Consider the following 10,185-nt stretch of genomic DNA (forward strand, 5'->3'; position numbering starts at 1 on the left):
AGTCTCGCGCACGGCGGGACGCGGCGATCGGGCCGCGGCCGGGGGGATCGGACGAGATAGATGATGGAGCGTTGAACCGCGACGCAACGGTGATCGCGGTGTCGGTCGACCCCTATCACCGCGCAGTCGTCGCCTACGGGCACCAGTCCGCCGTATCGATCGCCGAGTTGTTCGTCGAACGGGTCCTGATGCCGATCAGTCCGCGCGCCCGGTTCGAGCGCCGGTCGGACCTGCAGTGGCTGATCTCCCTCTCCGCGGACGACGGCGGCCACGATGCCCTCATCGACGCGGCCCGGCGCAAACTCGGTGCGCACACCGTCAGCGACGGCGACCGCAGCGCCTTCCTCGACGTGTGCATGGGCGTCGCCGTGAGTGCGGATCTCTGCGCCGTCTCCGACGAGACCGATCTGGTGCGGCACGCCGACGCCGCTCTGTGCGTCGCCCTCACCCGGCGGGTGCACGTCGAGTTCGCGCACCCCAGCATGGTGCGGCAGATCAGCGCGGAGGTCGACCTCGCGGCCTGGCTCACCCGTTCGGTGGAACGTGACTTCTCGGTCTTCTACCAACCGATCGTCACGATGGCGGACCGGCGGGTGGTCGGTTACGAGTCGCTGCTCCGGTGGCACACCGAATCCGGTGTTCTCTCGCCCGATGCGTTTCTCGCAGTGGCTGAGGGCATCTCACTGCTCGCGCCGATCGGACGGCATGCCATTGGGGAGGCCATCCGGGATCTGGCCGGCGACATCTCCGAGATGGCGGGGGAGGAGGCCTTCGTCTCGCTCAACCTCTCGGGGCAGCAGCTCTCCGACGAGGGCCTCGTCCGCTACATCGACGGTCTGATCCGCGACCATCGGGTCGACCCGTCGCGGGTGTGGATCGAGGTCCGGGAGGATCAGGTGATCCGGCTCGAGACGACGGCGGCCCGGACGGTCAACGGCCTGCACGACCTCGGGTGCACGATCTGCGTCGACGACCTCGGTGCCGGTTTCTCGGCGCTCCGCTACGTCCGCGATCTGCCCGTCGACGTCCTGAAGGTCGACCGCACACTGATCGCCCAGCTGGTCCACAGCCATTCCGATCGCGCTGTGGTGCGGGCGATCTCGGAGATGGCGGCGGCCACCGGGCTACGGATGGTGGCCGAGGGCATCGAGAGCGACGATGTGCTGGAAGTGCTCACGGAGTTCGGCTTCGACTACGCGCAGGGATTCTTCTTCGGCCGGCCCGAACCGCTGGCCTCCTGGACGGGACCGTAGCCCGTCGAGGCGGTGACATCGTGGGCCGAGGCCACCGACGGGTCGATGACACCTCCGAGCCCAGGACGCCGGCGGGCCGGCGCGCCGTCCCTGGCGCACCGGACCGCCGGTGTGGTCCCCGATGATGTTCGGGGAGAGGGTTTCTCGGACTACGAGGCAGTCCCGGTCTCGATTGCCTGCTGATGGTTGATGCTCTCCACCTCGATACGGCGCGGCTTGGCCTTCTCGGCCACCGGGATGGTCACGGTGAGCACGCCGTTGTCGTAGCGGGCGGAGATGCCGGCACTGTCGATGGAGTCTCCGAGGGTGAGCTGGCGACGGTAGGTTCCGGAGAACCGTTCGCTGGCCAGCCACTCGACGCCCTCGTCGGACGGGGCAGATCGTTGGGCGGACAACGTGAGTACGCCGTTGTCGACGCTCACGTCGATCGAGCCCGGGTCGGCGCCCGGTAGGTCGGCGACGAGCATGTAGTGGTCGTCGACCTTGTAGAGGTCCAAGGGCATGAACTTGGGAGTACGCGCGGTTCCGGCAACCGAACCGGTCAGCATGCCCCGGGCCCAGGCATCCATGTCGGAAAACGGATCGAAACGCAGCACAGCAGTTCACCTCCTGTCTCACAAGGCTGCCCGCCACTCGTCCGGCGAGCAGCTCAACGCTGTACTGACATCGAAGATAGCACCGGATTCCGCACTCGTCTAGCACTCTCGGGTGGAGAGTGCTAGACGAGTTCCCGGGCGGTGTCCGCCGCCTCGGCTCAGCCGAGTTCGGTTGCGTCGATGGTGAATCCGGCGTCGCGGAGGCGATCGATCAGGGCGTCGCCCATGGCCGCGGCGGTCGTCAGGACGCCCGTCCGGGCCGGTAGGTGGTCGCGGTCGAGTGCGAGTGCCAGGGCGCTCTCAGCGAGCATCACCGCGGTCGCCTTGTAACCGGGGTCGCCCTGCGCACGCATCTGTGCGCGGTAGCGTCGGCCGGTGGTCGTCCGGGTGAACGTCTCGACCACGAAATATCCACTGTTGCGGGACTTCTCGCTGGGGCCGTCGCCCGGCTTCGGAAGGACGCGGTCGAGGAGGCGGCGGGTGGGGCCGAAGCTCATCGCGCCCATGAAGGCACCGGTGCCCACGGCCACCGCGCCGGCGGCGAGGGTCGACAGGGCCGGGACCCCGCCCACGTTCATCGTCTCCGCGTAGTGGAAGTTCGATCCGTAGGCGTTGTCCAGCAGTGCATTCGACCGCCGGACGATCCGGGTGTTGTGTGCGGCCATGAAGAACGGGGCGAGCGTGCCGCGCAGCGACGGGTCGACCTTCTTGGCGTTGATGATCGACAGGTCGCTCGGTTCGTCGGACAGGCTGACCCGGGGGACCTCACCGGGGCCGCCCGAGAGGGCCTGCGGGTTGAGCATCAAGCGCCGGGCCTGAGAGTTCTTGGCCTCGTCGGCGATGACCCGCATCGAGTCGATGGTGCCGCCGGACAGGCCGCCGCGCATCGACTTCACCACGAGGGTTGTGTCGGTCATCTCGCCGGCACCGTCCTCCGCGACCTTCTTGTAGAGCGCGTAGGTCGTGATGTCGGAGGGGACGGAGTCGAAGCCGCAGGAGTGGACGATGCGCGCACCCGACGCGACCGCGGTGTCGTGTGCCTTGTCGATGGAGTAGCGGACAAAGGGGACCTCGCCGGTGAGGTCGACGTAGTCGGTCCCGGCGGTGGCCGCCGCGACGACGAGCGCCTCGCCGTACTTGAGGTAGGGGCCGACCGTGGTGCAGACGACCTGGGTGCGGGCGACCATCGCGTCGAGCGCTGCGGGCGAGTTGGAGTCGGCCACGATCAGCGGCCAGTCCCGGGCGCGGAGGGGGAGTCGTTCGCGGACCTGGGTCAGCTTGGACTCGTTGCGGCCGGCGAGCGCCACCTTGGTGCCGATCGGGGCGTGGTCGGCGAGGTACCGCGCGGTGATCTCGCCGACGAAGCCGGTGGCGCCGTAGACGACGACGTCGAACTCGCGGCCGTGCGACCCGCCTGCGGACTGGTTGTCGTTGCTGTTTGTCTCGGTGTTCGATTCCCCGCTCATCTCTCCGACCTTACGTGGGACGCGGGTCACATGTGACCGGAGAGTCAGTTACCTCCCGCGGCCGCTGCGCCGGGAGGCGGCACGCGCGGCGAACGGTGCCACGAACAGCATGAGGAGCACCCGCAGGATCTGCGCTGCGACGACGAAGGCCACGTTGCCGCCTGCGCCGGTGGCCGCCGCGAGGACGGCGTAGATGCCGCCCGGGGTGGTCGCGAGGTAGCAGTCGAACATCGACTCACCGGTCCAGGCCGACAGCGCGACACCGAGCAGCGCGCATCCGACTCCGATGGCCAGGATCAGGGCCAGCGCATGCGGCAGGACGCGGCCGATCGCCCGGAGACGGTCCATGGTGAACCCGAGTCCGGCCTGCCACCCGATCAGCGCATAGGCGACGGTGAGCAGGATCGGGGACACCGCGGCGTCGCCGGCGACACCGGTGAGTTCGGCTGCCGTCGAGATCGCGAGGGGGCCGAGCAACCCGGCGGCCGGGAGGCGTAGCAAACGTCCCACGGGGATGCCGACACCCAGGCACACGACGAGCAGTAACAGGCCCCACGCCTGGTCGGTCCACGACGCCGGGACCACCTCGACCGCGCTCTCGCCGGCCCCGAAGACGAGGGAGGCGACGAGCGGGATCGTGACGGTGACGAGAGCGACGCGCAGGTACTGGATGACCGCGACCATCCGTTCGTCGCCGCCGAATTCACGGGTGAGGGCGACCAGCCCGGAGGCGCCGCCGGCCACGAGGGCCAGCGAGCCGGTCAGCGGGTCGACGTCTCGGTGCAGTCCGAGGAGAGCCCCGCAGACGACCGAGATCGCCAGGGTCGCGACGCCGATCACCAGGACCGGGAGCCACGACGATCCCAGTCCGCTGATCGTCTCCGGGTCGGCCATCGTCCCGATGAAGACGCCGAGCACGCCCTGGGACGAGACGAACGCCCAGCGCGGCACGATCGGGGCGTCGGGGTCGTCGTCGGAATTGCGTTGCCGGGGTGCACGGCCGGCGATCGCGAGTAGACCGGCGACGACGAGACCGGCGAACAGGGCGGCGGCGTCGACGTCGAAGAACTCGAGGATCAGCGTCGCGGCCGCGGTCAAGAGGGCCAGCAGTGTCCAGCGACGCATTGTGCCCACAGTAGGGCAGCACCTCGCGGGGCGCCGCGGGTGGGCGAGGCGGGCGCGCCGGGGTCAGGCCGGCTGTGCGGTGCCCAGGCTCAGTGCCCCATGGGGTTTCGGCACGCCCGGTTGATAGAAGGAGTCGACGGTGCCGAGGGCGAAGCCGGCCGCGGTCAGTTCGGCACGGACGTCCCGGGTGAGGTGGCACCCACCGGCGACGCGTTTCTGGATCGGCTCGAGCCGACGCTGCCACGTGCGCGTCTTCTCGTCGGGGGCGAGACCGTGTTCGAGGAAGGCCAGGGTGCCGCCCGGTCGGAGCACGCGCCGGATCTCGGCGAGGGCCGCGCCCAGGTCGGGGATGGTGCACAGGGTGAACGTCGACAGTGCGGCGTCGAATGACTCGTCGTCGAAGGGGAGTCTCTGGCCGTCGAGGCCGGAGCGTTCGATCGGCACCGTCGAGCCGGCGACCCGGTCGGCGGCCATCGACCAGCCGACGTCGGAGGGTTCGACCGCGGCGACCTCGGTGATCGTGCCGGGGTAGACGCCGACGTTGAGGCCCGAGCCGAACCCGACCTCGAGCACCCGACCGCTCAGCGGGGCGCAGGCGCGTTGCCGCAGCGGGGTCAGGGCGGACATGCCGCAGGTCATCTCGACCAGGTGCGGGACGATGCGGTCACCATAGAAACCCACGTGACCAGCGTAACGCCGCTCCCCGGCGCATCGCCGGGAGTTCGAGTCCCTACGCTTGAGGAATGAATCGACCGGTTCCGAATCCCTCGACGCTGCAGGCGCGGGTCATCGTCGACGAGATGATCCGGGGTGGCGTGCGGGAAGCCGTGCTCTGCCCGGGGTCCCGGAACGCGCCGCTGGCCTTCGCCCTGCACGCCGCCGACGCGGCGGGTCGGCTGCGGCTGCACGTCCGCATCGACGAGCGGTCCGCGGGTTATCTTGCGCTGGGTCTCGCGGTGTCGTCGAAGGTTCCGGTGCCGATCGTCATGACCAGCGGCACGGCCGTGGCGAACATGGGTCCGGCGGTCTTCGAGGCCAACTACGCCCGCGTCCCGCTGGTCGTGATCAGCGCCAACCGGCCGTATGAGCTGCTGGGATCGGGCGCCAACCAGACCGTCGAACAGTTCGGTCTCTTCGGCACCCAGGTGCGTGCCGCGATCAGCCTCGGCCTCGCCGAGCGCGACCTCGACACCAACAGCCAGTGGCGGTCGGCCGTCGGTCGTGTGCTCGCCGCCGCGCGCGGTGCCCGTACTGGCAACGCCGGTCCGGTCCAGTTCGACATCCCGCTGCGGGAACCGCTAGTGCCCGACCCGGACGAGGTCGGGGACGACGACCTGGGTTCGTTCTCCGGACGTCCCGGCGGGCTGCCGTGGACGCAGGCACCCGTCGGCAAACTCGACGTCCCCCTACCCATCGACCTCTCGTTGGACACGGTCGTGGTGTCGGGACACGGCTCGGGTGAGCATCCCGCACTCGTCGACGTGCCGACCGTCGCCGAACCGACCGCGCCGCATCCGGCGACCCCGCTGCACCCGCTCGCCCTTGACTCGGTACGTCCCAAGCAGGCGATCATCTGCGGCCGTCCGACGCTGCACCGCGGGGTCTCGCGGCTGCTCGCCGACCCTGAGGTCCGGGTCTACGCGCTGACCACCGGTCCGCGCTGGCCGGACGTCTCGGGCAACGTCTTCGCGACCGGCACCCGCATCGAGGTGGTCGGCGAACCCCGCGAGGACTGGATCAAGGAGTGCGCCGCCGTCCAGGAACGGGTGGCCGGGGCGGTCGAGGCCGAGCTCGACGAACCCGGTCCGACCACCGGACTGCACGTCGCGCGCGCTGTCAGCGCCGCCATGGCTCCGGGTGACCAGCTCGTCGTCGGGGCGTCGAACCCGATCCGCGACATCGCCCTCGCCGGACGGGTCGCCGAAGGCGTGCGCGTCCTGTCCAACCGCGGCGTCGCCGGCATCGACGGGACCAACTCGACGGCGATCGGGGCCGCGCTGGCCCTCGACCAGGAACGTCCCGGTGCCCGCACGATCGCGCTGATGGGTGACCTGACCTTCATCCACGACGCCACCGGCCTGGTCATCGGGCCCGGGGAGCCGCGGCCCGATTCGCTGCGGATCGTCGTGGCCAACGACGACGGCGGCGGGATCTTCGGACTGCTCGAACAGGGCGACCCGCGCTACAACGCCGGGCAGTACGCCGGCGCCTACGAGCGCGTCTTCGGAACCCCGCACCGCACCGACATCGCGTCGATGTGCGCGGGCTTCCACCTCCCGCACCGGCGCGTCGGCGTCGACGAACTGCGCGCCGTCCTCGCCGAGGAACCGGCGGCCGGCGGCATCGAGGTGATCGAGGTCGCCACCGATCGGGATCGGCTGCGATCGGTGCACGCGGCGATCGCGGCGCGCCTGAGAGCGTCGGCGGACTAGACCGCGCGACGGCGGTCCCGTACCCGGCCGGTTACCCTGAACGCCATGAATCCGGTGATCCAGCGACGCGTTCAGCTCGGGCTGCTCGTCGTCGGGATCACCATCACCGCGATGGCGTTCTCGCTCGTCGCCGGTTGCTTCAAGAACGACTCCGCCATCGAGGCCAGCAAGGCCACCGTGATGGCCGAGGTGGTATCGGTGGACGCGCTGCACGCCGCGGTCGACTTCCAGACGCCCGACGGCTCGTTCCACAGTCCGCGCTTCGGTCTGCTCTATCCCACCGAGCTCAGCGAGGGCCAGCGGATCAGCGTCGAATATGCCGCCTACAACCCGGATCTCGCGCGCCCCACCGGGCGCACCGCGATGCTCTCGATCATCCCGGGCCTGTCCGTCGCCGTCGTCGGCTGGGCGGTCGTCGGCCTGCTGATGGTCGGGGTCGCGGAGTTCAGCCGACGCCGGAACCGCCGGACCGCGGAGGCCGCCGGTTCCGCGGGCGAGGCCACCGACGAGGAGTCCGTCAGCCCGCGATGACCGTCGTGGTCCCACCGGAGACCACGAGGGCCTCGTCGTCGCGCAGGAAATGCAGCGGACGGTCGGCGAACTCCTGACGCGTCCGATCGATCCGTCCGCGTCCGCCGACGGTTCCCTCGGCATGAGGGACGACCGTGACGTCGATGAGTTCGAGGCCGACGGTCGAGGTCAGGGGTGCCGCCTCGCTCGGGTCGTCGAGTAGCGCGAGTGGCGCGATGTCGGGACCGGTCACGCACGCCCCGGCACTGACCCCGATGTAGGGCAGGCCGTGACGGACCGCGTCGACGAGAGGGCGGTCGGCGCCGGCGTGACGGAGTGCACCGAGAAGGTGGAAGACGTTGCCGCCGGACACGAACACCGCGTCGATCTCGCTCAGCGCGCGGGTGAACGTGGCCGCCGAGACGAGTTCCGGATCGACGTCGACGACCTCGAATCCCTGATCGCGCAGGCTGCCGCGATCGAGGTCGAGCCAGGCCTGGTCGTCGTAGATCGACGACGCCGTCGGGATGAAGCCGATGCGGGCACCGGCGCCGACCCGGGGGACGAGGAAGTCGCGTACCGGCGTGAGCCAGCGGCTCAGCAACAGAAGGTCCATGTCGGGCACACGTCCACTGTGCACCGGCGGTGCGGGTCGCCGGGAATTCACCAGGCGTTGCGCGTCGTGTCACGCGCTGCGCCGCTGCCGGTCAGATCGACCGCGCAGGGTCGGGGTATGCGCGTTGCGATCGTCGCCGAGAGCTTCCTCCCGCAGATGAACGGGGTCGTCAACTCCGTCCTGCGGGTCGTCGATCATCTGGAGTCCACCGGCCACGAGGTGGTCGTCGTCGCCCCGGACACGCCGCGGGGATCTGCGTCGGCACCACGGACGGTCGGTCGGCGTACGCCGGTGCATCTGGTGCCGGCGGTGCGGGTTCCGCGGGTGACGTCCCTACCGGTCGGTGTGCCGATGCCGCTGCTGTACCGGGTGCTGCGCGACTTCGCGCCCGACGTCGTGCACCTGGCCTCACCGTTCGTGGTGGGAGCCGCGGGTGCCGCGGCGGCGCGGGCGCTGGGTGTGCCGACGGTCGCGGTCTTCCAGACCGACGTCGCCGGGTTCGCCTCGGCCTACCGGCTGGGCGCGGTCGAGAAGGCGGCCTGGCGCTACACCCGGAAGCTGCACGCGATGTGCGATCTGACCCTGGCCCCGTCGACCGAGACGATGAACGCTCTCGCCGCGCGCGGGGTGCCGCGGTTGCGGCGATGGGGCCGGGGCGTCGACCTCGACCTGTTCTCACCCGATCGGCGGAATGATGCGCTGCGTACCGAGTGGTTGCGCGGTCACGAGGACGCGCTGGTGTGCGGGTTCGTGGGTCGGCTGGCGCCGGAGAAGCATGTCGAGCGGCTGGCGGGACTGTCCGGGACTCCGCGGGCCCGGCTGGTGATCGTCGGCGACGGTCCCGAACGTGCCCGACTCGAACGGGCGCTGCCGGACGCGGTGTTCACCGGCGAACTCCGGGGAGCGGCGCTGGCGCGTGCGTACGCCTCCTTCGACGTCTTCGCGCATCCCGGCGAACACGAGACGTTCTGTCAGACGATCCAGGAGGCGATGGCCAGCGGCTTGCCGGTCATCGCTCCCGACGCCGGTGGGCCACGCGACCTGGTGACACCGTTCCGCACCGGCTACCTGCTCGAGGTCGCGCGCTTCGACAAGGCCCTGCCCGCAATCGTCGACTCGCTGCACGACGACGCGGTTCGGGCCGCCTTCGCCCGGGCGGCCGTCCAGGCGGTGCGAACACGGACGTGGCCTGCGGTGTGTGCCGAACTCGTCGGGCACTACCGGTCGGTGACGGGCTCCGGTGTCGCGGCCGCGTTCGACCGGCCAGCCTGAGCCCGAGAATCGCTGGTTGCGCGCCAGGCGGTAGGTTGACTCCCATGGCATCGACGGGCGCGAACCCACCTCAACGAGCAAGTCTGGAGAAGGATCCGGCCGAGGTCGCGGCCATGTTCGACGGCGTCGCCCGCCGCTACGACATCACCAACACCGTGCTGTCCTTCGGGCAGGATCGTGGGTGGCGCAAGAAGACCCGCAAGGCGCTCGATCTGCGCCCGGGTGACATCGTCCTCGACCTCGCCGCGGGAACCGCGGTGTCGACCGTCGAGCTCGCGTCGTCGGGCGCCCACTGCGTCGCCGCCGACTTCTCGCTCGGCATGCTGAAGGCCGGCGCCCACCGCGACGTGCCCAAGGTCGCGGCCGACGCGCTGTCGCTCCCATTCGCCGACAACTCCTTCGACGCGGCCACCATCTCCTTCGGCCTGCGCAACGTCAACGACGTCCCCAAGGCCCTCGCCGAGCTGCGTCGGGTCCTGAAACCGGGTGGGCGCCTGGTGATCTGCGAGTTCTCCACGCCGACGCTCAAGCCGTTCCGCACCGTGTACATGGAGTACCTGATGAAGGCGCTGCCCGCGGTCGCGACCAAGGTCTCCAGCAGCCCGGCCGCGTATGTCTATCTCGCGGAATCGATCCGGGCCTGGCCCGACCAGTTCGCCCTCGGCGACCTCATCCGCGAAGCCGGTTTCGACCAGGTGCGCTGGCAGAACATGACCGGCGGGATCGCTGCGATCCACTCCGCCCGCGCCTGAGTCCGATCACTCGCTGAGGTGCGAGCGGTCCGCCCACCGCTCCTGAGGTGCGCGCGGCCCGCCCACTGCTCCCTGAGGTGCGAGCGGAGCGAGCCACGAAGGGCCGGCGACCTCGTCTCACCAGGCCTTCGTGGGTCGTCGACTTCGATACGCTCCTTCGTCG

10 protein-coding genes are annotated in these 10,185 nt (G+C 70.2%); 5 read left to right on the forward strand and 5 right to left on the reverse strand.

Going from position 1 to position 10,185, the window contains the following annotated elements:
• Positions 1 to 71 precede the first annotated feature (71 nt).
• On the forward strand, positions 72 to 1,253 hold the full coding sequence (locus OK17_RS22675) for an EAL domain-containing protein (RefSeq protein WP_461418843.1): 1,182 nt from the start codon (positions 72 to 74) through the stop codon (positions 1,251 to 1,253).
• Positions 1,254 to 1,402: 149 nt separating this feature from the next.
• Here the strand turns inward: OK17_RS22675 and OK17_RS22680 are convergent, their stop codons facing one another.
• The 4 genes from OK17_RS22680 to OK17_RS22695 form a co-directional block, all read right to left on the reverse strand.
• Positions 1,403 to 1,849, reverse strand: a complete 447-nt coding sequence (locus tag OK17_RS22680; RefSeq protein WP_154884227.1) for an Hsp20/alpha crystallin family protein — start codon at positions 1,847 to 1,849, stop codon at positions 1,403 to 1,405.
• 158 nt (positions 1,850 to 2,007) lie between these two features.
• Positions 2,008 to 3,315 carry a saccharopine dehydrogenase family protein gene (locus OK17_RS22685; protein WP_461418844.1) on the reverse strand — a complete coding sequence of 436 codons (1,308 nt, stop codon included), beginning with the start codon at positions 3,313 to 3,315 and terminating at the stop codon, positions 2,008 to 2,010.
• A 48-nt stretch (positions 3,316 to 3,363) separates the two neighbouring features.
• Positions 3,364 to 4,440, reverse strand: coding sequence for an AbrB family transcriptional regulator (locus OK17_RS22690; RefSeq protein WP_461418845.1), 1,077 nt, complete (start codon positions 4,438 to 4,440; stop codon positions 3,364 to 3,366).
• 63 nt (positions 4,441 to 4,503) lie between these two features.
• Entirely contained in the window at positions 4,504 to 5,121 is a 618-nt protein-coding gene (locus OK17_RS22695; protein ID WP_461418846.1) for a class I SAM-dependent methyltransferase, read from the reverse strand.
• A gap of 62 nt (positions 5,122 to 5,183) precedes the next feature.
• Between OK17_RS22695 and menD the strand changes: the two genes are divergently transcribed.
• Together menD and OK17_RS22705 are read left to right on the forward strand one after the other, a co-directional pair.
• Positions 5,184 to 6,872 carry a 2-succinyl-5-enolpyruvyl-6-hydroxy-3-cyclohexene-1-carboxylic-acid synthase gene (menD, locus tag OK17_RS22700; RefSeq protein ID WP_461418847.1) on the forward strand — a complete coding sequence of 563 codons (1,689 nt, stop codon included), beginning with the start codon at positions 5,184 to 5,186 and terminating at the stop codon, positions 6,870 to 6,872.
• A 45-nt stretch (positions 6,873 to 6,917) separates the two neighbouring features.
• Positions 6,918 to 7,403 (forward strand): hypothetical protein, encoded by a 486-nt coding sequence (locus tag OK17_RS22705; RefSeq protein ID WP_461418848.1) that lies wholly within the window; start codon positions 6,918 to 6,920, stop codon positions 7,401 to 7,403.
• On the opposite strand, the gene OK17_RS22710 is transcribed toward OK17_RS22705, so the two are convergent.
• Positions 7,390 to 8,007, reverse strand: a complete 618-nt coding sequence (locus tag OK17_RS22710) for a Type 1 glutamine amidotransferase-like domain-containing protein (RefSeq protein ID WP_461418849.1) — start codon at positions 8,005 to 8,007, stop codon at positions 7,390 to 7,392. The genes OK17_RS22705 and OK17_RS22710 overlap by 14 nt on opposite strands.
• A gap of 108 nt (positions 8,008 to 8,115) precedes the next feature.
• Between OK17_RS22710 and OK17_RS22715 the strand changes: the two genes are divergently transcribed.
• Together OK17_RS22715 and OK17_RS22720 are read left to right on the forward strand one after the other, a co-directional pair.
• A complete protein-coding gene (locus OK17_RS22715) occupies positions 8,116 to 9,270 on the forward strand; it encodes a glycosyltransferase family 4 protein (protein WP_461418850.1) in 1,155 nt (384 codons plus the stop codon).
• Between the two features lie 44 nt (positions 9,271 to 9,314).
• A complete protein-coding gene (locus tag OK17_RS22720; protein ID WP_461418851.1) occupies positions 9,315 to 10,022 on the forward strand; it encodes a demethylmenaquinone methyltransferase in 708 nt (235 codons plus the stop codon).
• Positions 10,023 to 10,185 lie beyond the last annotated feature (163 nt).

This window comes from Gordonia sp. GN26 (assembly GCF_054823965.1).

Excerpts from the sequence above, each read along its gene's own strand:
- OK17_RS22705 (WP_461418848.1), top strand. The coding sequence starts at position 6,918 with ATGAATCCGGTGATCCAGCGACGCGTTCAGCTCGGGCTGCTCGTCGTC.
- OK17_RS22715 (WP_461418850.1), top strand. The coding sequence starts at position 8,116 with ATGCGCGTTGCGATCGTCGCCGAGAGCTTCCTCCCGCAGATGAACGGG.
- OK17_RS22690 (WP_461418845.1), bottom strand. The coding sequence starts at position 4,440 with ATGCGTCGCTGGACACTGCTGGCCCTCTTGACCGCGGCCGCGACGCTG.
- menD (WP_461418847.1), top strand. The coding sequence starts at position 5,184 with ATGAATCGACCGGTTCCGAATCCCTCGACGCTGCAGGCGCGGGTCATC.
- OK17_RS22685 (WP_461418844.1), bottom strand. The coding sequence starts at position 3,315 with ATGAGCGGGGAATCGAACACCGAGACAAACAGCAACGACAACCAGTCC.
- OK17_RS22720 (WP_461418851.1), top strand. The coding sequence starts at position 9,315 with ATGGCATCGACGGGCGCGAACCCACCTCAACGAGCAAGTCTGGAGAAG.